General features: G+C 67.5%; 14 protein-coding genes. 13 read left to right on the top strand and 1 reads right to left on the bottom strand.

Annotation, left to right across the window (positions count from 1 at the left end):
* Nucleotides 1-83 precede the first annotated feature (83 nt).
* Nucleotides 84-1,742 carry a glucose-6-phosphate isomerase gene (pgi, locus tag AC27VE_RS26920; protein WP_488705467.1) on the bottom strand — a complete coding sequence of 553 codons (1,659 nt, stop codon included), beginning with the start codon at nucleotides 1,740-1,742 and terminating at the stop codon, nucleotides 84-86.
* A gap of 214 nt (nucleotides 1,743-1,956) precedes the next feature.
* Here pgi and AC27VE_RS26915 point away from each other — a divergent pair, with 214 nt between their 5' ends.
* The 13 genes from AC27VE_RS26915 to AC27VE_RS26855 form a co-directional block, all read left to right on the top strand.
* Nucleotides 1,957-10,710: a glycoside hydrolase family 94 protein gene (locus AC27VE_RS26915; RefSeq protein ID WP_488705466.1), complete on the top strand. Its 8,754-nt coding sequence runs from the start codon at nucleotides 1,957-1,959 to the stop codon at nucleotides 10,708-10,710.
* 267 nt (nucleotides 10,711-10,977) lie between these two features.
* Nucleotides 10,978-11,709: a FadR/GntR family transcriptional regulator gene (locus AC27VE_RS26910; protein ID WP_006225893.1), complete on the top strand. Its 732-nt coding sequence runs from the start codon at nucleotides 10,978-10,980 to the stop codon at nucleotides 11,707-11,709.
* Nucleotides 11,710-11,919: 210 nt separating this feature from the next.
* Entirely contained in the window at nucleotides 11,920-13,425 is a 1,506-nt protein-coding gene (locus AC27VE_RS26905) for an ABC transporter substrate-binding protein (RefSeq protein ID WP_088587542.1), read from the top strand.
* Nucleotides 13,426-13,534: 109 nt separating this feature from the next.
* On the top strand, nucleotides 13,535-14,452 hold the full coding sequence (locus AC27VE_RS26900; protein ID WP_006225895.1) for an ABC transporter permease: 918 nt from the start codon (nucleotides 13,535-13,537) through the stop codon (nucleotides 14,450-14,452).
* Nucleotides 14,449-15,318: an ABC transporter permease gene (locus tag AC27VE_RS26895; RefSeq protein ID WP_424626254.1), complete on the top strand. Its 870-nt coding sequence runs from the start codon at nucleotides 14,449-14,451 to the stop codon at nucleotides 15,316-15,318. Before AC27VE_RS26900 ends, AC27VE_RS26895 begins: the two co-directional genes overlap by 4 nt.
* 4 nt (nucleotides 15,319-15,322) lie before the next feature.
* Nucleotides 15,323-16,321 (top strand): ABC transporter ATP-binding protein, encoded by a 999-nt coding sequence (locus AC27VE_RS26890; protein ID WP_315130236.1) that lies wholly within the window; start codon nucleotides 15,323-15,325, stop codon nucleotides 16,319-16,321.
* Nucleotides 16,318-17,121 carry an ATP-binding cassette domain-containing protein gene (locus tag AC27VE_RS26885; RefSeq protein ID WP_088587545.1) on the top strand — a complete coding sequence of 268 codons (804 nt, stop codon included), beginning with the start codon at nucleotides 16,318-16,320 and terminating at the stop codon, nucleotides 17,119-17,121. The genes AC27VE_RS26890 and AC27VE_RS26885 overlap by 4 nt, the downstream gene beginning before the upstream one ends.
* Nucleotides 17,118-18,248 (top strand): lactonase family protein, encoded by a 1,131-nt coding sequence (locus AC27VE_RS26880; RefSeq protein ID WP_488705465.1) that lies wholly within the window; start codon nucleotides 17,118-17,120, stop codon nucleotides 18,246-18,248. The genes AC27VE_RS26885 and AC27VE_RS26880 overlap by 4 nt, the downstream gene beginning before the upstream one ends.
* Nucleotides 18,249-18,314: 66 nt before the next feature.
* On the top strand, nucleotides 18,315-19,310 hold the full coding sequence (locus AC27VE_RS26875; protein WP_006225902.1) for a TRAP transporter substrate-binding protein: 996 nt from the start codon (nucleotides 18,315-18,317) through the stop codon (nucleotides 19,308-19,310).
* Nucleotides 19,310-19,789 carry a TRAP transporter small permease gene (locus AC27VE_RS26870; RefSeq protein WP_315130244.1) on the top strand — a complete coding sequence of 160 codons (480 nt, stop codon included), beginning with the start codon at nucleotides 19,310-19,312 and terminating at the stop codon, nucleotides 19,787-19,789. Before AC27VE_RS26875 ends, AC27VE_RS26870 begins: the two co-directional genes overlap by 1 nt.
* A 4-nt stretch (nucleotides 19,790-19,793) precedes the next feature.
* Nucleotides 19,794-21,077, top strand: coding sequence for a TRAP transporter large permease (locus tag AC27VE_RS26865; RefSeq protein ID WP_280026312.1), 1,284 nt, complete (start codon nucleotides 19,794-19,796; stop codon nucleotides 21,075-21,077).
* The gene (locus tag AC27VE_RS26860; RefSeq protein ID WP_488705464.1) at nucleotides 21,074-22,003 is read left to right on the top strand and encodes an HpcH/HpaI aldolase/citrate lyase family protein; all 930 of its coding nucleotides are present in this window, start codon (nucleotides 21,074-21,076) and stop codon (nucleotides 22,001-22,003) included. The genes AC27VE_RS26865 and AC27VE_RS26860 overlap by 4 nt, the downstream gene beginning before the upstream one ends.
* Nucleotides 22,000-22,981: thiamine pyrophosphate-binding protein (locus AC27VE_RS26855; protein ID WP_488705463.1), on the top strand; the 982-nt coding region annotated here is incomplete at its 3' end. The genes AC27VE_RS26860 and AC27VE_RS26855, both read left to right, overlap by 4 nt.

Genomic DNA, 22,981 nt, shown 5'->3' with positions numbered 1-22,981 from the left:
CTCCGACAGGCCTTACCCGTTCGGCAAGGGTAATCGGCAGGCGCTTGGTGCGCTGCCGAACAGAGTGCCTCCAGGGTAGCGCACTATTGCTCTGTCCCCCGGTTTGTCTTTCCCATCCTGGCGTCCAGGTATTTCTGCATCAGGGTCCGCGTGGAACTGTCATGGTTTTGCATGCCCGTCGTGCCGGCATCCAATTCATGAACGATGCGCAGCGCCAGCGTCTTGCCGAGTTCCACGCCCCACTGGTCAAAGGAATCGATGTTCCACGCCGCCCCTTGCGTAAAGGCGCTGTGTTCATACATCGCCACCAGCGCACCCAGCGTCCGCGGCGTCAGCCGGGTAGAGAGCAGCGTATTGCTTGGCCGGTTGCCTTCGACATGCCGGTGAGGCGCGGCCGCGGCGCCGTCATCGGCCAATGCCTGGCCGAACGCCAAAGCCTCGGCCTGCGCGAACATGTTGGCCAGCAATTCTTCGTGCTGACGGGGCGAAGCCGCAAGCGGCACCAGGAATCCGATGAAATCGCAGGGCACCATCTGGCTGCCCTGGTGCAGCAACTGGTGAAAGGAATGCTGGCCGTTCGTGCCGCAAGCGCCCCAGTACACGGGGCCGGTGTGCCCCGCCACGGGCTTGCCGTCCTGCGTCACGGACTTGCCGTTGCTTTCCATCATCAATTGCTGCACGTAAGACGGAAAACGCCGCAAATGGTGGTCGTAGGGCAGGACGGCCGCGGTGCGCGCGCCCAGGCAGTTGTTGTTCCAGATGGCCATCAACCCGTGCATGACCGGCAGGTTCCGCTCCAGGGGCGCGTTGCGGAAATGCGTGTCCATGTCGTGGCAGCCGGCCAGCATCTCGCCGAAAGCCTCCGGCCCCACCGCCACCATCAGCGCCAGGCCCATGGCCGAACACAGCGAATAGCGTCCGTTGACCCAGTCCCAGATCTCCAATACGCGGTCCCGCGCGATGCCGGATTGGATAGCTGCTTCGCGATTGCCCGTGACCGCCACGAAATGCGCCTGCAACGCGTCTTCGTCCTGCAGGGCCTGCATGCACCAGGCGCGCGCCGACGCCGCATTGTGGCGGGTTTCCGAGGTCTGCCAGCTTTTTGAACAGACAATGAACAGCGTTTCGCGCGGATCCAGGCCTCGCGTGGCCTGCGCGAAATCCGCACCGTCCACGTTCGACACAAAGCGCACAAGCAGGCCGGGCTGGGCGTAGTGTTCAAGCGCGGCGCAAGCCATTTCCACGCCGATCGCCGACCCGCCGATGCCCAGGTTGATCACATTGCGGATGGGCATGCCCGCGCCGCCCAGGCAGGCGCCGCTGCGCAACTGCATGGCCAGCGCCGCCATGCGGTGCAAGGTCTTCTGCACGTTCGGCCCGACATCGCGGCCGTCTACCTGCACGGCTTCCCCGGCCGGCATGCGCAACGCGACATGCAGCGCCGCCCGCCCTTCGCTGGCATTGATGGCGTCGCCATGGAACATGGCGTCGATCCGGGCCGGCAGCCGGCATTCCTTGGCCAGTTGCACCAGAAGCTCCACGGTCCTAGGGGTGACCCGGTTCTTGGAATAGTCCAGATACCAGCCTGCCGCCTCCAGCGTCAGACGCGCGCCACGCGACGGGTCTTCCATGAACAGTTGCCGCAGGGTTGCCGGGCGCATTTCTTCCAGATGGCCCGCCAGCGCCTGCCAGGCGTGCGTGGGTAGCGGTGTGGCCTGTGGCCCCGATTCCTGCATGTCCATCGACTTCCCCCTCCCGCCCGTCCGTCGGCCCGCACAAGGATGCCGCACGGTGCATTGCGATGCGGTCGGGCTCGGGTCGTTTATGGCATAGGCCGCGCCCCGCGTCCGTGCGGTAGCGCACAGAGCCGACGCGCGCGCTTGGTCACTCTATAGGCGGGAGGTCGCCACCCTGGCGACGCCTTTGCCCCGATGGATCACGTCCGACCGAGTATTGATGAAACCCATAGCCTGGCCTTCCCTGGAGGCCGCCCCCGAATGGATCGACCTGTTCGCTCGCAGCAAGCCCTCGCTTACCTCCGCCGAAAGCGAGCCGCCGTTGCGCGCCGAACTGTTCAATTCCCAGCAGATGGAAGCGCACGGCCAGGCGCTGGCGCATGTGCATGCGCTGGGCGCCTTTCGCGCGCAGGACAACCTGCTGCCCCGGCTGACGGAGAACCAGACGCTGCTGGCCCAGGCCTGTGCGCTGCTGATCGAATCCATGCAGCAAAGTCGCCAGATCACGCCGGCGGACGAATGGCTGCTGGACAACTTCTACCTGATCGAAGAGCAGATCCGACTGGCCAAGCGACATTTGCCCAAGGGGTACAGCCGCAGCCTGCCCAAACTGGCCGCGGGTCCCTCGCAGGGCCTTCCCCGGGTGTACGACATCGCGCTGGAGATGATTTCGCACAGCGATGCGCGGATTGACGCCGACGGGATCAGCGCGTTCGTGGCCGCTTATCAGCGCGTCGAACCCCTGCAGCTGGGCGAGCTTTGGGCCATCCCCATCATGATGCGCCTGGCCCTGATCGAGAACCTGCGGCGCGTGGCGATCCGCCTGGCCTACGCCAACATGAACCGGGGCTTGGCGGACACCTGGGCGGACGCCATGCGCAAGGCCGCGCAGGACGACCCCACCAGCCTGATTCTTGTCATCGCCAACATGGCGCGCTCGAATCCGCCCATAGACGGCGCCTTCGTGGCCGAACTGGCCCGCCGCCTGCAAGGCCATGGTCCGGCGCTGGCATTGCCGTTGACCTGGTTCGAGCAGCGCCTGGCCCAATCCAACCTGACCATCGAGCAGATGGTCGTGGCCGAAAACCAGCAGCAAGCGGCCGACCAGGTCTCCATCAGCAACAGCATCGGCAGCCTGCGCGCGCTGTCGAAGACGAACTGGAACGAATTCGTCGAAGCCATCAGCCTGGTGGAGCAGACATTGCGCCAGGACCCGGCCGGGTTCTACGCCGACATGGACTTCCCGACCCGGGACCGCTACCGCCATCGGGTGGAGCGCCTGGCCCGGAACTCCGATCGTTCCGAGATCGAATTGGCCACCATGGCGATCGACCTGGCGCGCACGGCGGCGCCAGACGCCCATGCCGACGCCCCCGCCGACCCGCGCCGGCGGCACGTGGGCTTCTATCTGATTGATCAAGGCCTGCCCGAACTGGTAAAGCTGGGCAAGGTCCGGCTGAGCGTGACGGACCGGTTGGCGCGCCTGTCGCCGGGCGCGGCGCTGGCCGGCTATGCGGCGGCGATCGTGCTGATGACGGGCGCCTTGTCCGCGCTGCTGGTGTTCGTGGCCCATTCGGCGGGCGCCCAGCCGTGGCCGCTGACCGCCTTGGCGGTGCTGTCACTGATCGGCACCAGCCATTTGTCGGTTGCCGTCATAAACTGGTCCCTGACCTGGCTGGTGCGCCCACAGCGCCTGCCGCGGATGGACTACGCCAAACGCATTCCGGACGCTGCCCGCTGCCTGGTGGCGGTACCGTCCATGCTGATCGACGCCGACGACGGCGAACAACTGGCCGAGTCGTTGGAGATCCGGTTTCTGGCGAACCCGGGCGACAACCTGAGCTTCTGCCTGCTGACGGATTTTGCGGACGCGGCCGCGGAACATCTGCCCGCGGACGCGTTGCTGCTGGAACGCGCCAAGACGCATGTCCAGGCGCTGAACCACAAATACCGGCGTTTGGGCCGAAGCCCCTTTTACCTATTGCACCGCCCTCGCCGCTGGAATGCCCACGAACAGGTCTGGATGGGCCAGGAAAGAAAGCGCGGCAAACTGGCCGACCTGAACGGCCTGCTGCGCGGCCAAGGCACGGGTGCGTTCTCCTGCGTGGTCGGCGACCTGGACGCGCTGGCCGCCGTGAAGTACGTCATTACGCTGGACACCGATACCGAGTTGCCTCGGGAAAGCGCCTGGAAGCTGATCGGCGCCATGGCGCATCCGCTGAACCAGGCCCAGTTCGATCCCGTCCGGCGTCGCGTGACGCGGGGCTACGGCATCCTGCAACCGCGCGTGGCGGTCAACCTGGCTGACCTGGCCGCCTCCGCCTATGCGCGGGTCAATGGCGGCGACGCCGGCATCGACCCCTACACCAACACCGTGTCGGACGTCTATCAGGACACTTTCAAGGAAGGGTCCTTCGTCGGCAAAGGCATCTATGACGTCGACGCGTTCGAGGCCGCGCTGAAGGACTGCTTCCCGGACAACCGCGTGCTGAGCCACGACCTGCTGGAGGGTTGCTACGCCCGTTCCGGCCTGCTGAGCGATGTGCAGTTGTTCGAAGGCCACCCCGCCCGCTATTCGGCCGATGTCAGCCGCCGCCATCGCTGGATACGGGGCGACTGGCAATTGCTGGGCTGGCTGTTCGGCCACCCGCCGCGCCCACCCGGCACGGCGGGCGGACCGCCTCTTGCCTGGCTGGCGCGTTGCAAGATCCTGGACAATCTGCGGCGCAGCCTCGTGTCGCCCAGCCTGGTGCTGTTGATGGCGCTGGGCTGGACCTTGCTGCCGTATCCCTGGCTGTGGACGGGGGCCGGGGTGATGGTCGTGTTCCTGCCCGCGCTATTCGCCTCCGCTCTGGGCGCCGTCAGGAAGGGCGACGATGTCTTGCTGGGGCAGCATCTGCTGGGCTGGGTCCCGTCAACGCTCAAGCAGTTCAGCCGGGCCGCATTTGCGTTCAGCGCCATGGCGCACGAGGCGCTTTACAACCTGGACGCCATTGGCCGCACACTGTACCGCCTGACGATATCGCACCGCCGCCTGCTGGAATGGAAGCCCTCCAGCGTCACCAACCGCGACGGCGCGGCCCGCTCGGGCCCGTGGCTGCTATCTGTATGGGGATCGCCGCTGCTGGCGCTGGCGATCGGCGCCTGCGTCCTGCGCTGGAACCCGTCGGCCTGGCCCGCGGCGTTCCCGGTGCTGGCCTTGTGGGCCTTGATGCCGGCAATTGCCTGGCGCCTGAGCCGGCCGCCCGTCGTCGCGAAAACCGCGCTGTCGCCCAGCCAGGACCAGTTCCTGCGCTTGCTGGCGCGCAAGACCTGGTCGTTCTTCGATGGGCACGGCGGGGCCGAAGACAACTGGCTGATCCCGGACAACGTGCAGGACCGGCCTGCGCCCACGACCGCGCACCGCACCTCGCCCACCAATCTGGGGCTGGCCCTGCTGTCGAACCTGGCCGCGCATGACTTCGGCTACTTGCAGGCGGGCCGCCTGATGGAACGCACGCAGGCCACCTTAAGCACGATGGGCAAGCTCGAGCGCTATCTGGGCCATTTCTATAACTGGTACGACACCCTCACGCTGGCCCCCTTGCACCCGCTGTACATCTCGACCGTGGACAGCGGCAACCTGGCCGGCCACCTGCTGACGCTGCGTCCCGGGCTGCTGGCGCTGGCCCAGGCTCCGATCCTGCATCCGCGCACCTTCGCGGGCCTGGCCGACGCCGCGGCCGTGTTGCGAGACAGCCTGCCGGCCAACGCCTTCTCCGCGCTGGACGTGCTGGACGCCGCGCTGCTGACGGCGCAGGAACCGGCCGGCCGCGCCGCGCCCAAGACGCTGGCGCAAATCCGGCAGCGCCTGGAGCACATCCGCCAACTGGGTTATGGGCTGCTGGAAGCCTTCGAGGCGCCCGCGTACTCTGAACCGCTATGGCATTGCCAGGCCATGTTGCGCCAATGCGAAGAGGCGCGCGATGAACTGGCCCTGCTGGCGCCCTGGCCCGAACGGCCCGCCGACGCCCCCTGGCAGGACATCCCGGCGTTGCAGGCCATGCCCACGCTGCAGCAGGTGGCCGATCAAGGCAGCGGCGTGCTGGCCGCCTTGCGGGCCCGCCTCTCCGAGCCCGGCACGACGCCGGACGAGCGTGCGTGGTTGCTGCAAACCGAGCTTGCCATCGTCCTGGCGGCGGACCGTGCCACCCAACGATGCGCCGCGCTGGAAAAACTGGCCGACACGCTGGCCGACATGGCGGTGGCGGAATACGGCTTCTTGTACGACAAGGGCAGCCGCCTGTTGGCCATCGGCTACAACCTGACCGAACGCCGGCGCGACGAAGGCCTGTACGACCTGCTGGCTTCCGAGGCGCGCCTGGGCAGCTTCGTAGCGATTGCGCAGGGGCAATTGCCGCAAGAGACGTGGTTCGCGCTGGGCCGGCAATTGAGCAATTCCCCGGGCGGGCCGGTGCTGCTCTCCTGGAGCGGGTCCATGTTCGAATACCTGATGCCCCGCCTCGTCATGCCCTCCTACCCCCAGACCCTGCTGGACCAGACCTGCCTGTCGGCGGTGCGCACGCAGATCGACTACGGCGACAAGCTGGGCATTCCGTGGGGCATGTCCGAAAGCGCCTACAACCTGTTCGATGTCGGCATGAACTACCAGTACCGCGCGTTCGGCGTGCCCGGGTTGGGACTGAAACGCGGCCTGGCCGATGACGTGGTGGTGGCCCCGTACGCGTCGATGCTGGCGCTGATGGTGGCGCCCGACGAGGCCTGCCGCAACCTGCAGCGGCTGGCCAAAGACCAGTTGATCGGGCGCTACGGGCTGTACGAGGCCATCGACTACACGCCGCGCCGTCAACCGCCCGGCAAGAATGGCACGATCGTGTACGCCTACATGGCCCATCATCAGGGCATGGGCTTCCTGTCGCTTGCCAGCGTCTTGCTGGGCCGAACGATGCAGGCCCGCTTCGAGGCCGATCCCTCGTTCCAGGCCACCATGCTGCTGCTTCAGGAACGCGTTCCGCGCGCCGCGGCCGCCTACGCCAAGGCCACCGAACTGTCGGTGATCCGCAGCACCCCGCCGGGCCAGGCCGAGGTGTCCGTGCGCGTGCTGGATACCGCCGACACGCCCATCCCCGAAGTCCAGTTGCTGTCCAACGGCCGCTACCACGTGATGGTCACCAATAGCGGCGCGGGCTCCAGCCGCTGGCGGGACCTGGCCGTCACGCGCTGGCGCGAAGACGGCACCTGCGACAACTGGGGCACGTTCTGCTATCTGCGCGACACGGACAGCGGCCACGTCTGGTCCACCTCCTATCAGCCGACCCTGCAGCGTCCCGACCACTACGAAGTGATCTTCTCGGAAGGCCGCGCAGAGTTCCGGCGCACCGACAATCAGATCGACACGCATACGGAAATCGTCGTGTCGCCCGAAGACGATATCGAATTGCGGCGCTGCCGCCTGACCAACCGCGGGCGCGAACGCCGCACGCTCGAGATCACCTGCTATGCCGAGGTCGTCATCGCCCCGGCCATGGCCGACGAATTGCATCCGGCCTTCAGCAACCTGTTCATCCAGACCGAGATCGTGCCGTCGGAACGCGCCATCCTCAGCACGCGGCGCGGCCGCAGTCCGGAAGACAATCCGCCGTGGATGTTCCAGCTGCTGGCCATCCACGGCGGCGACCCGGGGCGCGCGTCTTATGAAACGGACCGGGCGCAATTCCTGGGGCGCGGCCGCTCCGTGGCCAATCCGCTGGCGATGGACTCGGCAGCCCCCCTGTCGGGCAGCCAGGGTTCCGTGCTGGACCCGGTGTCGGCCATCCGCTGCACCATCACGCTGGAACCCGAGGAAACCGCCGTCGTCGATCTGGTGCAGGGCGTGGGCGACAGCCGCAGCGCCTGCATGAACCTGATCAGCAAGTACCAGGACCGCCATCTGGCGGATCGCGCCCTGGAGTTGGCCTGGACCCATGCGCAGGTGCTGGTGCGCCAGTTGAACGCGACCGAAGCCGACGCCCAGTTGTACGCGCGCTTGGCCAACGCCATCGTCTACCAGAACCCCACGCTGCGGGCCGACGCGGCCACGCTCGTCAAGAACCGCCGCGGGCAGTCCGGCCTGTGGGGCTACGCCATCTCGGGCGACCTGCCCATCGTGCTGCTGCGCATCAAGGACCCGGCCAATTTCGAATTGGTGCGCCAATTGGTGCAGGCCCACGCCTACTGGCGGCAAAAAGGCGTCATCGTGGACCTGGTGATCTGGAACGAAGACACCGGCACCTACCGCCAGGCCCTGCAGGACCGCATGATGGGGCTGATTTCTGCCGGAGTGGAATCACACATCATCGACCGCCCGGGCGGCATCTTCGTGCGTCCTGGCGACCAGATCTCGGAAGAAGACCGCACGCTGTTGCTGGCCGTCTCTCGCGTGTCGCTCAGCGACGCCCAGGGCACACTGGCCAACCAGGTCAACCGCCTGGCGCTGCCGGAAACCCGTGTCGCGCCGCTCGTGATATCGGCCGCGCCCTTGCCGGCCTCGGTCGACGTCCCGCCGGCTGCCGCGCCCGCGCCGCTGCTGCACGCCAACGGCTTGGGCGGCTTCACGGCCGACGGCGAGGAATACGTCATCACCACCACATGCGACCAGCGCACGCCTGCGCCCTGGGTCAACGTCATTGCCAATGCCGCGATCGGCACCGTGGTCTCGGAAAGCGGGCAGGCCTATAGCTGGGCGGGCAACGCCCATGAGTTCCGCCTGACGCCCTGGCACAACGACGGCGTCACCGACGCCTGCGGCGAAGCCTTCTATCTGCGCGACGAGATCAGCGGCCATTACTGGTCGGCCGCGCCTTACCCGGCCGGTGGGGAATCGGCCTACGTCACCCGCCACGGATTCGGCTACACGGTCTTCGAACATGTGGAGGATGGCATCGAATCCGAATTGCGCGTTCACGTCGCCCACGAATCGCCCGTCAAGTTCTATATTCTGACGCTACGCAACCGGTCCGGGCGCCGCCGTCGCCTGTCGGCCACCGGGTATGTGGAATGGCTGCTGGGCGACCTGCGCGCGAAATCCGCGATGCACGTCACCACCGAGATCGACGCCGACACCGGCGCCCTCTTCGCCCGCAACAGCTTCAATGCCGACTATTCCGGGCACGTGGCCTATTTCGACACCAACAGCACCACCCGCACCATGACGGGCGACCGCAAGGAATTCATCGGCAGGAACGGCACGCTGCGCCACCCGCAAGCGCTGCGCCGCAGTCGCTTGTCGGGCCGATGCGGCGCCGCACTGGACCCTTGCGCCGCAATCCAGGTGCCCGCCACCTTGGACGACGGGCAGGACACGCAGATCCTGTTTCAGCTGGGCGCGTCGTCCGAGGGCGCCGATCACGCCCGGCACTTGGTGCGCCGGTATCGGGAAACGGGGGCCGCCGCCCACGAAGCGCAGGCCGTCCGGCAATACTGGCGCGACACGCTGGACGTCGTGCGTATCGACACACCGGACGCCACCGTGAATACGCTTGCCAACGGCTGGCTGCTCTACCAGACGCTGGCCTGCCGGCTGTGGGCACGCAGTGGCCATTACCAATCGGGCGGCGCGTACGGCTTTCGGGACCAATTGCAGGACGTGATGGCGCTGGCGATCGCGCGCCCCGAGTTGACGCGCGCCCACCTGCTGCGCAGCGCGGCCCAGCAATTCGTGCAAGGCGATGTGCTGCATTGGTGGCACCCGCCTTCCAACCGGGGCGTCCGCACCCGTTGTTCCGACGATTATCTGTGGCTGCCGTTCGCCACCAGCCACTACGTGGACGTCACCGGCGATGTGGGCGTACTGGAAGAAAACGTGGGCTTCATCGAAGGGCGCCCTCTGAATCCCGGCGAATCGTCCAACTACGACCACCCCACCCCGTCCCGGGAATCCGCCAGCCTCTACGTGCACTGCACGCGCGCCCTCACGCACGCGTTGAACGCCTTGGGCGCGCACGGGCTGCCGCGCATCGGGTCGTGCGACTGGAACGATGGCATGGACAAGGTGGGCGATGCCGGCCGCGGCGTCAGTGTCTGGCTGGGCTTCTTCCTGCATGACACCCTGAACCGCTTCGCCCCGCTGGCCCGCGCGCGGGCGGACCTGCCGTTCGCCGCGTTCTGCGAATCGACGGCGCGGCAATTGGCGAAGGATCTTGAACAGGCCGGTTGGGACGGCAACTGGTATCGCCGGGCCTATTTCGACGACGGCGCCCCGCTCGGGTCCGCTGAAAATCTCGAATGCCAGATCGATTCCATTTCGCAAAGCTGGGCTGTCCTGTCCGGCGTGGCCAGCCCGGACCGCGCGCGCTCGGCGATGCAAGCCGTGGACGACCGGCTGGTGGACGACGAGCTTGGCCTGATCCGCCTGCTGACGCCCCCCTTCGACAAGGCGCCGATGAATCCCGGGTACATCCGCGGCTACGTGCCGGGGGTGCGCGAAAACGGCGGCCAATACACCCACGCCGCCATCTGGACGGCGATGGCCTTCTGCGAACTGCGGGACGAAGCGCGCATCGGCCGCCTGCTTCCCATGCTGAATCCCATCAACCATGCCGATACGCCGGCGGGCGCCGCTACCTACAAGGTGGAACCCTATGTCATGGCTGCCGACATCTACACCACGCCCGGCCAGTTGGGGCGCGGCGGCTGGACCTGGTACACGGGATCGTCCGGGCTGATGTACCGGCTGATCCTGGAGTCGGTGCTGGGCATGCGCCTGCGCGGCGACACGCTCAGCTTCCGCCCCTGCCTGCCCCCGGACTGGAACGGCTTCACGCTGCAATACCGCTTCGGCGGCGCGACCTACGCCGTCACCGCCACGCGGGTAGCGGCTGCGGCGGGGCCGTTGCGGGTCACCCTGGATGGCGTCGATCAGGAGGACGGCATGGTCCGCTTGCGCGACGATGGGCAGGTGCGTCAGGTGCGCATCGAACTGCCCGCCGGGCCTTAGCGGCCTCGCCCGCCCAGCCTCGCGCTCCCACTCATCCAAGCGGGAGCGCGGCTGGCCCAATGCCTAGTGGTTTTCCCTCAAATCCGGCAAAAACGGGCGGTTCCCGATTCCCAAGCGGAATTCCGTCCGGTACATTTCGTCCAGTGGCCTGACCACTGGACCATCAGGCACCTGAACAAGGTTTCTGCATCCCTTCGACCCCGCGCAAGACACGAGCGCCCCAGACCCATTACGCTCTACCCCCCGAACACTCCATCCCACGCCACAATGACTTCCCTTCAGGCCGTAGCCTCGACCCGCCTCTACCGCATGATTGCCGACCAGATCGCCGCGCGCATCAAGGCGGGCGATTTCCCTGCGGGCGGCAGATTGCCCGCCGAGCGCGAGCTGGCCGAGCAACTGCAAGTCAGCCGGGCGTCGGTGCGCGAGGCCCTGATTGCGCTGGAAATCGAAGGTTATGTGGATGTGCGCGTGGGCACCGGCGTGTTCGTGTGCCCGCCGCGCGAAGACGGCAACTATCAGGACGCGCCCCAGGCCCCCGCGGCAGACAGCGTCGAAGCCACCGACATCGGCCCCTTCGACCTTCTGGAAACGCGCCTGCTGATCGAACCGGAATGCGCCGCGTTGGCTGCGCAGAAGGCGTCGCCCGCGCAGATCGCGGCGATCCGCGTCGCGCACGAAGGCATGTCGCTGACCGAGTCGCCCAGCGTGCACGACCGCGCCTTCCACAGCGCCATCGGCGCGGCCTGCGGCAACGCGGCCCTGGCCGCGGCCATCTCGCACATCTGGCACCTCAGCACGCTCAGCCCGGTGTTCCACCGGCTGGAAGAGCACTTCGTGACCACCAAGGTGTGGAGCGAAGCGCAGAAAGAACACGAACGCATCCTCGCGGCCATTGTCGACCGCGATCCCATCCGCGCGCGTCACGCCATGCACGACCATCTGGTCGGCATCCTGGCGCGTCTGCGGGAAGACTTCGGCAACGTTGGGATTCGATGATTTGATGACCCGCTAAGCACCCGGCCTGGCGCTCCAGGCCCCTCCCCTTACCGACCGTGCATGCACCGCCGGCGCGAAAAGCGCCGCCTGCGGCAAGGGGAGCGGCTTGCCCGCGATTCCGCATGACCCTGCAGTTCCGCAGTCCCTGCCAGACCAGCAAGACCCGCAGGACCCGTACGTCAAATACTTAAAACATATCAAGGTGAAAACATGCAGCTGACCCGTACCGTGAAGCTAGTGAGCGCGGCGCTATTGGCGCTAGGCGCCCACGCCGCCCAGGCCAACAAGGCTGACAACTCCCTCAACATCGCCTTCGACGCGGCGCCCGCCACGCTGGACGCCTACAAGGAATCGGACCGTCCCGGCCTGGCGCTGGCGCGTATGGTCTTCTCGGGGTTGCTGCAAAAGAACCAGGACACGGGCGAATTCGGCCCGGCCATCGCCACGGGCTACAAGTTCGTCGACGACACCACCATCGAACTGCCCATCCGCCGCGACGTGAAGTTCCACGACGGATCGCTGCTGACCATCGACGACGTGCTGTACACGCTGAACCTGGTGTCTTCCGACGCCTACAAGGCCCGCTTCCAGAACCAGGTCGCGTGGATCGCCAAGGCGGAAAAAGCCGGCGAGGACACGGTGCGCATCAAGATGAAGACGCCCTACCCGCTGGCGCTGGAAATGCTGTCGGAAAACCTGCCGATCTATCCGCGCAAGTATTACGAGGCCAACCAGTCCGACATGGGCGCCAAGCCCATCGGCACGGGCCCCTACCGCCTGACCGAAAGCCAGCCCGGCAGCCGCTACGTGTACGAACGCTACGATGACTACTTCGGCCCCAAGCCGGCCGTGAAAAAGCTGGTGGTGCGCGTGCTGCCCGACGCCAACACCCAGTACGCCGAACTGCTGTCCGGCGGCCTGGACTGGATCTGGCGCGTGCCGCCGGACGTGGCCCGCCGCATGGAGAAGACGCCTACCGTCACGGTCAAGAGCAGCAGCATCATGCGCATCAGCTATATCTCCCTGAACCCGCGTTTCGACGACGGCAAGTCGCCGCTGGCCAAGCAGGAAGTGCGCCAGGCCATCAACTACGCCATCGACCGCGAAGCGATCCGCAAAGCGCTGGTGGGCGGCGCGTCCAAGGTCATCAACGCGGCCTGCAACCCGGCCCAGTTCGGTTGCGCCGCCGACGTGCAGGCCTACAAGTTCGACCCGGCCCGCGCCAAGCAACTGCTGGCGTCCGCCGGCTACCCCAACGGCATCACGCTGGACCTGGTGATCTCGGCGCCGCCGCGCAGCATCCTGGACGCGGCCGCTGCCCAGATGGCGCAAGCCGGCATCAAGCTGAACCTGGTCGAACAGCAGTACGGCACCGCGATGACCAACTGGCGCGACGGCAAGATCGCCATGCTGTCGTCCAACTGGGGCTCGTACGGCATCGCGGACGCGGCGCTGTCCACCAGCAATTTCTTCCGCGGCGGCCCGGACGACCAGGCCCGCAACCCCGAGGTGATCAAGTATCTGGAAGCGGCCGACACGTCGGTAGACCGCGACCTGCGCGCCAAGAACTACGCGGCCGCGCAGAAGATCGTGGCCGACCAGGCGTACTGGGTACCGCTGTGGAACCACTCGCTGAACGCCGTGCAGGCCAAGGACTTGAACTTCTCGGTCGACGGAGACGAGTTCCCGCGTTTCTACAAGGCCACCTGGAACTGATCCGGGCGGCCGGCGCGCCGCGCTTATTGCCTGTCCGGCCGGGCCGCTTCGGCGTCCCGGCGGGGCGGCACGCGCCGGTGCGCCGGCGCACCGTGACAAAGGTTGACCCATGATTGCATTCCTGTTTCGCCGCTTGCTGGTCGCCGCCTTGCTGGTGGTGTTCGTGTCGCTGATCAGCTTCTCGCTGGTATTCGCCTCGGGCAATCCGGCAGCGCGCCTGGCCGGTGAAGGCAGCGCGGCGGATGCCGCCCGCCTGTCGGCACAGCACGGCTTTTCCGATCCGATCCTGGTGCAGTACGGCCGGTGGCTGGCCGGGGTCGTGCGCGGTGATTTCGGCGACAGCCTGTACTTCAGCCGCCCGGTGGCCGAATTGCTGGGCCAGCACTTCCCAGCCACCGCCAAGCTGGGCCTGGCCGCGATGGCGTTCGCGCTGCTGCTGGCGATACCGCTGGGCGTGCTGGCGGGGTTGCGCAAGGGCTCGCTTGCCGACCGCGCCACCATGCTGCTGTCGGCCTGCGCGCAAGCCATGCCGCCGTTCTGCCTGGCGTTCCTGCTGATCATCGTCTTCAGCGTGCGCAACCAATGGCTGCCGGCCTCGGGGTTCGACACCTGGAAGCACTACGTAATGCCCGTCGTCGCGCTGGGGCTGTTCGCCATGCCCGCGATGCTGCGCCTGATGAAATCCGAGATGGAGACGGTGCTGGCCACCGACTACATCCGCACCGCGCGCGCCATGGGCCTGGCCGGCCCCAGCGTGGTGCTGAAGTACGCGCTGCGCAACGCCTTGCGGCCGCTGGTGTCGCTGGCGGCCGCCCAGATGGGCACCTTGCTGGCCGGCTCGGTCGTCATCGAAACCGTCTTCGCCATCAATGGCGCCGGGCTGCTGGCCTGGACGTCCATCCTGCGCGGTGACTTCCCCACGATGCAGGCGCTGATCCTGATCTTTGCGCTGATCTACATCGTCCTGACCCTGGCCGCCGACCTGATCAACGGTTGGCTGGACCCCCGCGTGCGAGCCGCCTCATGAGCACCGTCCTGTCTTCTTCCCTGCCCGCCGCGCCGCGCGGCGACCGCCTGGCCCGTGCCGGCCGCCGCTTCGGCCTGATCGTGCTGGCGCTGCTGGTGCTGGCCGGCCTGATCGGCCCCTACCTGATCCCGCACGACCCGTACTCGCAGGACCTGCTGGCCCGGCTGCAGGAACCCGTCTGGGGCGAAGGCGGCGACTGGAACCACATCCTGGGCACCGACCAGCTGGGTCGCGACGTCTTGGCCCGCGCCCTGTACGGCGTGCGCGTCTCGGCGCTGATCGGCCTGTCCGTCGCGCTGATGGGCGGGCTGATCGGCACGACGCTGGGCGTCGTGGCCGGCTACTTCGGCGGCGCCGTCGACCGCGTCGTGTCGTTCCTGATCACCGCGCGCCTGGCGTTGCCCATCATCCTGGTGGCGCTGGCCGTGGTGTCGGTGGTGGGCGCGTCCCTGACCGTGGTGGTGCTGGTGCTGGGTCTGCTGCTGTGGGAACGCTATGCGCTGGTCGCGCGCACCATGGCCGCGGGTTTGCGCAATGCCGAATTCGTCACCGCGTCGCGCCTGCAGGGCTGCACGCACCTGCAGATCATCTGGCGAGACATCCTGCCCAACCTGGTCGGCAACCTGCTCATCATCGGCACAGTGGACGCCGCCATGGCGATCACGCTGGAAGCCTCGCTGTCGTTCCTGGGCCTGGGCGTGCCGGCGCCGATGCCCTCGCTGGGCCTGATGATCGCCGAGGGCAAGGAAAACATGCTGTTCCAGCCGTCCCTGGTGGTGATCCCCAGCATCGTGCTGTTCGTGCTGGTCCTGTGCGTGAACCGCGCGGGCGAGACGCTGCGCGCCATCCAAATGAAGAAGGGCTGACGCCATGACGCCGACCGTCTCCCCCCTGCTGCAGGTCCAGGGCCTGCACATCGACATCCACACCCCCACGCACACCAAGCACGTCGTGCGCGCGGTGGACTTCAGCCTGGAACGCGGCAAGACGCTGTGCATAGTCGGCGAATCGGGCTGCGGCAAATCCTTGACCGCCTTGGCGCTGCTGGACCTGCTGCCCGCCGCCGCCCGCCGCCGCGTGGCGAAGCTGGAATTCGCCGGCCAGGACCTGTCCACGCTGAAACCGCGCCAACTGGCGGCGCTACGTGGCGCGCGCATCGCGATGATCTTCCAGGATCCCATGACGTCGCTGAACCCGGTGTTCCCGATCGGCACGCAGCTGGTCGACGTGCTGCGCCGTCACAAGCCCGTCAGCCGCCGGCAAGCCGTCGAACGCGCCGAATACCTGTTGCGCCGGGTCGGCATCACGAACCCGCAAGACCGCATGAAGCAGTACCCGTTCGAACTGTCGGGCGGCCTGCGCCAACGCGTGATGATCGCCATGGCGCTGATGTGCGGCCCGGAACTGCTGATCGCCGACGAACCGACCACCGCGCTGGACGTGACGGTGCAGGCCGAACTGCTGGACCTGCTGCGTGACATCCAGACGGAATTCGGGCTGGGCATGGTGTTCATTTCCCACGATATGGGGCTGGTCGCGCGCATCGCGGACCACGTCATCGTCATGTACGCGGGCGACATCGTCGAAGGCGGCAGCGTGCGCGACGTGCTGGAGCGCCCCAGCCACCCCTACACGGCCATGCTGCTGAACTGCATTCCTCAGCCCGGCCGCACCGCCCCCCGAACCGACCTGCCCACCATCGCCGGCGCCGTGCCATCGCTGGACACGGCCATCCGGGGATGCGCATTTCGCGAACGTTGCCCGGTGGCCGAAGCGCGGTGCGCGCAGCCGTTGACGGCGCGTGTGCAGGGCGGGCACCGCTGCCTCTGCGTCAAACCCGGCGCCATGCGTCTTGGAGCCCCGGCATGAACCCGACATCCGCCAGCATCAGCCTGAATGGCCTGTGCTTCCAGTATGGCCGCGCCAGCCTGTTCTCGCGCCGCCCCGCGCCGCGCATCCTGCACGACATCGACCTGCACGTGCCCGCCGGCCAGACCATCGGTCTCGTCGGCGAGTCCGGCAGCGGCAAGTCCACCATTGCCAAACTGATGCTGGGCCTGCTGGCCCCCACCCAGGGCCAGGCGCTGCTGGACGGCCAGCCGCTGGCTGCCATGCCGGCGCGCGCCCGCGCCCGCCGTATCCAGATGGTGTTCCAGGACCCGTATTCCTCGCTGAACCCGCGCCGCACCATCAACGAGATCCTGACGGCCCCGCTGCGGGTCCACGGCATGGGCAACGCGTCGACGCAGGCTGCCGCCGTGCGCCGGATGATGGACGCGGTGGGGCTGGTGCCGGCATTCGCGGCCCGCTATCCGCGCGAACTGTCCGGCGGGCAGCGCCAACGGGTAGCCATCGCCCGCGCGCTGATGCTCGAACCCCAGTTGCTGATCTGCGACGAACCCACGTCGGCGCTGGACGTCTCGGTGCAGGCGCAGATCCTGAATCTGCTGATGGAGCTGCAGCGCGAACGCGGCCTGGGCTACCTGTTCATCAGCCACAACCTGGCGGTCGTGCAGCATATCGCCGACCAGATCGTGGTGCTGCAAGGCGGCCGAGTGGTCGAACGCGGCAATGCGGACCAGGTGTATTTCGCGCCTACCCACCCCTATACGCGGCAACTGATCGGCGCAACATTGGCCGTGCCGCTAGTCCAGGAGCTGGCGGCATGAACCCGACGCCCCACTTCCTGCTGGTCGGCAACGACGAGAAAGTCACCTGGGACGACGGCCGGATCCGCTTCCTGCCCCCCGGCCGCGACACGCTCAGCATCTTCGATGCCGCAGCCAACCCCGCCGCGCCCGTGCTGGTCGCCACCCTGGCCTTGCCCAATTCGCTGTTCGGCCCGCCGGTCAACCTGGGCGTGACCCCAGACCAGCGGCTGGCGCTGATCGCCGACTCCATGGCCTGGCCGGAACGCGCCGACGGCGCCGGCTGGCAGCCGGCAGCGGGCCGCGATCTGCATGTGATCGACCTTGCCGCCACCCCGCCCGCCTTGCTGCAAACACTGCAGATCGGTTTGCAGCCGTCCGGCCTGTCGATCAACCGTGCGGGGACGCTGGCGCTGGTCGCCAACAAGGCCGGCCGCTCGGTGTCGGTATTAAAAATCGCCGACGGCCGGGTGCAAGCCTGCGGCGACGTCGACGTCGGCACGCCGGTCGTCGCCGTCTCGTTTTCGGCCGACGGCCGCCGCGCTTTTGTCGTCAAGACCGACACGCACCGCCTGGGCGTGCTGCACATCGATGAAAGCGGCCCCGTCCCACGCGTCACGCACGACCCGTCCGAAGACCTGACCACCGGGCTGGTGCCCTTCAACCTGGTTGTGTCGCCGGACGGCGCGCTGGCGCTCGTGGTGGACATGGGCAGCCCGACCGCGTCGGACGGCCATGCGGATTCCGTCAGCGTGGTCGACCTGCTTGCCACCCCGCCCCGCGTGATCGACCGCGTGATGGTCGAAGACGGCCCCGAGGGCATCGCGATCAGTCCCGATGGCCGTCATGCCGCCGTCGCCATCGTGCAGGGGTCGAACAACCCGTCTTCCGACTGGTTCCACCATCCGCGCGGCCAGATCGTGCTGCTGCGCATCGACGGCCAACGCGTCACGCGCGCGGGCGCCGTCGAGGTCGGCGCGTTGCCCGAGGGCGTGGCGTTCAGCCCCGACAGCCGCTACCTGTACGTGGGCAACTTCCTGGACGCGACCTTGCAGGTGCTGGCCGTGGACGACCACGGCCTGACCGACACCGGCACCCGCATCCCCTTGCCCGGCCACCCCGCATCCATGCGGGCGCAATCCTACTGAGCGGGGCCGCACCCCGCCGCCGATCCATCCTTATCCATCCCTTCCTTTCGCATCCGGAGCTACCCCATGATCCACGCCACTAAGAAATTCAACACCCTGCTCGGCGGCGCCCTGCTTGCCATGGCGGGCCTGGCGCCGCTGTCCGCCCATGCGCTGGACATCAAGCTGGGCCACGTGCTGGCCCCCAGCCACAGCTGGAACAAGGCCGCCGAGGGCTTCGCCGCCGAGGTCAAGGAAAAGACCGCCGGCCGCGTCAACTTCGTGTTGTTCCCCAGCGGCCAGCTGGGCAATGAGAAAACCATGCTGGAAGGCCTGCAGATCGGCAGCCAGGGCGCGGCCATCATCGGCTCGGGTTCGCTGCAGCCGATCGAACCCAAGTTCGGCGTGGTGGAACTGCCCTACACGTGGTCGACCTCGCAGCAAGCCTACAAGGCGTATGACGGCGAACTGGGCGAGGCCCTGGCCAAGCTGGCCGACAAGAAGAACCTGACCATCATTTCCTGGTGGGAAAACGGCTTTCGCCACGTGACCAACAACCGCGGCCCCGTGGCCAAGCCCGCCGACCTGGCCGGCCTGAAAACCCGCGTCACGCCCGACAAGATGCGCCTGGACACCTTCACCGCGCTGGGCGCCAACCCGGCGCCGCTGGCGTTCGGCGAACTGTATTCGGCGTTGCAGCAAAAGGTGTTCGACGCGCAGGAAAACCCCCTGTCCATTATCTACACCTCGTCCTTCTTCGAAGTGCAGAAGTACCTGTCGCTGACCGGCCACGTCTGGGGTCCGGCCAACCTGATCATCTCCAAGCCGGTCTGGAACCGCCTCTCGGCCGACGACAAGAAAATCGTGCAAGCCGCGGCGGACAAGTGGCGCGATGCTCAGCGCAAGATGATCACCGACGGCGACCAGCAGTTCGTGGCCCAGCTGAAAGAGAAAGGCATGCAGGTCAACGAGGTCGACAAGGCCGCGTTCGCCGCCGCCGTGCAACCCGTCTGGAAGACCTATTCGGTCACCTACGGCCCCGAGCTGATGGCCATCGTGCAGAAGTACCGCGAGGCCCAGTGATGCTGAACCGACTGTCCGCCGTCCTGTCGGGCATCAGCAAGGCCTTCGCCGCCCTGGCGGTGGCCTTGCTGGCGATCCTGATCACCTACGTGGTGTTCGCCCGCTTCGTCACGCACACCACGCCCCATTGGGCCGAGGAACTGCCGCGTCTGGTGCTGGTGTGGTCCGCCTTCATCGGCGGGGTCGCCTGCAGCTACGAACGGTCGCACCTGATGGCCGGCCTGCTGCCCTTCGTGGTGCGCAACCCCCGCGTGCTGAACGCGTTCGAGCGCATCAACCAGGTGCTGGTCATCGTCGGGCTGGTGGCGCTGGGCTACGCCGGCTGGCAACTGGCCGAGCTGACGATGGACCAGACGCTGCCCGCGCTGGACGTGTCCGCCGGCACGGTCTACCTGGCGCTGCCGTTCGCCTGCGCCGTCACCGTGGTGGTGCATCTGGCGCAACTGTTCTCTCCCGCTCCCGCCGCGGCAAAGGAATAACAAGATGTCTTCGGGTGCTATTTTCCTGATGGGCGTGTTCACGATCACGGTGCTGATCGACATGCCCATCGCCTTCGGCCTGGTGCTGTCCTGCCTGGCCTATCTGGCGATCTACGACTCCGCGCCCATGATGGTCGCGGCGCAGCAGTACGTCGTGGGGCTGGACAGCTTCACGCTGCTGGCGATCCCGCTCTTTATCCTGGCCGCCCAGCTGATGAACGGCGCGGGCCTGACCCAGCGCATCGTGCGCCTGTGCGCCGCCATCGTGGGCGACATCAAGGGCGGTCTGGCGGTCGTGGCCGTGCTGGCCTGCCTGATGTTCGGGGCGCTGTCCGGTTCGGGCGTGGCCGACGTGGTGGCCATCGGCAGCCTGCTGTTGCCGGCGATGGCGCGCAGCGGCTACGACAAGGGCTTTTCCTGCGCCCTCGTCGGCAGCGCCGGCGCCACTTCCACCATCATCCCGCCCAGCATCGTGCTGATCGTCTACGGCACCATCACCGACACCTCGGTGGGCAAGCTGTTCGTGGCCGGCATCATCCCGGGCATCCTGCTGGGCCTGTCGCTGATCGGCGTGGCCATCTGGCAATCGCGCAAGCACAACTGGGCCGGCGGCCAGCCGTTCTCGTGGGGCGAGCTGCGCGCCGCCGCCATCGACGCCCTGCCCGCGCTGATGGTGCCGGTGCTGATCATCGGCGGCATCCGCTTCGGCATCTTCACCGCCACCGAAGCCGCCTCCAGCGCCATCGTCTACGCCTTGCTGATCGGCTTCTTCTATTACCGCACGCTCAGCCTGAAGTCGCTGTGGGACAACCTGAAGTCCACGGGCGAAAGCAGCGCGTCCATCCTGCTGATCATCGGCGCCTCGGGCCTGTTCGCCTGGGTGCTGGTGGCTGAACAGGTGCCGCAGGCGCTGTCCACCCTGCTGGTGGAATGGACCGACAGCAAGACGGCCGTGCTGCTGGTGCTGACGGTGGTCCTGCTGCTGCTGGGCACTTTCATGGAGGCGATTCCGGTCATCATCATCGTGGCCCCCGTCGTGATGCCCGTGCTGGCACACTACAACATCGATCCGGTGCATTTCGGCATCCTGCTGTCCATCAACATGGCGATCGGCGCCAATACGCCGCCCGTCGGCGTCGACCTGATGGCCGCATGCAAGATCGGCGGCATCAACATGATGCAGACCCTGCGTCCGCTGTCGTGGATGATGCTGGCGATGACCGCCGTCATGCTGCTGCTGACCTTTGTCCCTGAACTGGTGCTGTTCCTGCCGAGGCACGTGCAATGACCCATTCCCCCTCTCTCCGCCGACCCGCGGCGCTGCGCCGCAGCTGGATGTTCGTCCCGGGCCTGGACGCGGCCGCCCAGGCGGCGGGCCTGGCCAGCGGCACCGATGCACTGGTCGCCGACCTGGAAGAATTCACCGCCAAGGTCGAACGCCCCGCAGCGCGCCCGCGCATCGCTGCCCTGTTCGCCGAATGCCGCGCCCAGGGCGTGGTGGCGGCCGTGCGCATCAACAAGCTGGAAGACGACGGCCTGGCCGACCTGCGCGGCGTGATGCCGGGCGCGCCCGATGCGGTGTTCCTGCCGCACGCGGAAAGCGCCGCCCAGATCGTCGCGCTGGACCAGGCCATCACCGCCCTTGAGGCCGAACTGGGCCTGCCGCCGGGCAGCACCGAGATCGTGCCCACGCTGGAATCGGCGCTGGGCCTGGTGCGCGCCTATGACATCCTGACCGCCAGCCCGCGCGTGTCCGCCTGCCTGCTGGCGGCCGAAGACCTGACGGCCAGCCTGGGCGCCGGACGCGGCAAGGACGGCATCGAACTGCACGCCGTGCGCGCGCGCTTCCTGGTGGACTGCACGGCTGCCGGCTGCGTGCCGATCGACTGCCCGTTCAATTACCGCGACCTGCCCGCGCTGGAAACCGACCTGCGCTGGGCGCGCCGCCTGGGCCTGAAGTCCAAGTGCGCGACCGTGGCCGACCAGGTGCCGCTGATCCATGCGGTGTTCACGCCCGCGGCCGACGAGATCGACGCCGCCCGCGACTGCGTGGCCCGTTTCGAGGCGCAGCGCGCCGGCCGCCACGATGCCGAACGCATCGATCCCCCCGTTTACAACACCGCGCGCCGCCTGCTGGCGCGCCATGACCAATTCGAACGATGGGCCGCCGAGCGCCGTGCGCAGGCCGTCCCGCAACAAGGAGACTCCGCATGACGTCAGCCGCTTTACCCGAACGCAATGGCGGTCAGATCCTGATGCAGCAATTGCGCATCCATGGCGCGCGCCGCGTGTTCATGATCCCCGGCGAAAGCTATCTGCCCTGCATCGACGCGCTGAACGAGCACACCGATGCCATCGAGCCTATCGTCTGCCGCCAGGAAAGTGGCGCAGCCTATATGGCCGAGGCCTACGGCAAGCTGACCGGCGAGCCCGGCATCTGCTTTGTGACGCGCGGCCCGGGCGCCACCAACGCCAGCATCGGCGTGCACACCGCCTACCAGGACTCCACGCCGATGATCCTGTTCGTGGGCCAGGTGGGCAACGACTTCATGGAGCGCGAAGCCTTCCAGGAAATCGACTATCGCCGCATGTTCGGCCAGATGGCCAAGTGGGTCGCGCAGATCGACCGCACCGACCGCATCCCCGAATACCTCTCGCGCGCGTTCGCAATCGCCACCAGCGGCCGCCCCGGCCCGGTCGTGCTGGCGTTGCCGGAAGACACGTTGTGGGGCACCGCCCGCGTGGCGGACCTGCCGCGCTACCCGCGCGTGCACAGCCACCCCGGCGCCGCCGACCTGGCCCGCATGACGCAGTTGCTGGATGCGGCCGAACGGCCGTTCCTGCTGCTGGGCGGCAACGGCTGGCATCAGACCGCCATCGACCAGATCGCCGGTTTCGCCGAGCGCTTCGAACTGCCGGTGGGCACCGCCTGGCGCCGCCTGGAATGCTTTGACCAGCGCCACCCCAACGCCGCCGGCCACGTGGGCTGGGCCATGACGCCCGCGCTGCGCCAACGCCTGCGCGACGCCGATCTGGTGCTGGCCGTGGGCACGCGCCTGGGCGAAGCCACCACCGAAGGCTATACCGTCATTGAAAGCCCGCTGCCGCGCCAGAAGCTGATCCACGTCTACCCCGACGCCGCCGAACTGGGCCGCGTGTTCTCGCCCACCCAGGCCATCGTGGCCGACGTGG

Source organism: Achromobacter sp. 18P8.1.1, from assembly GCF_057799415.1.
This window is presented reverse-complemented; position numbering and strand designations above follow the sequence as displayed.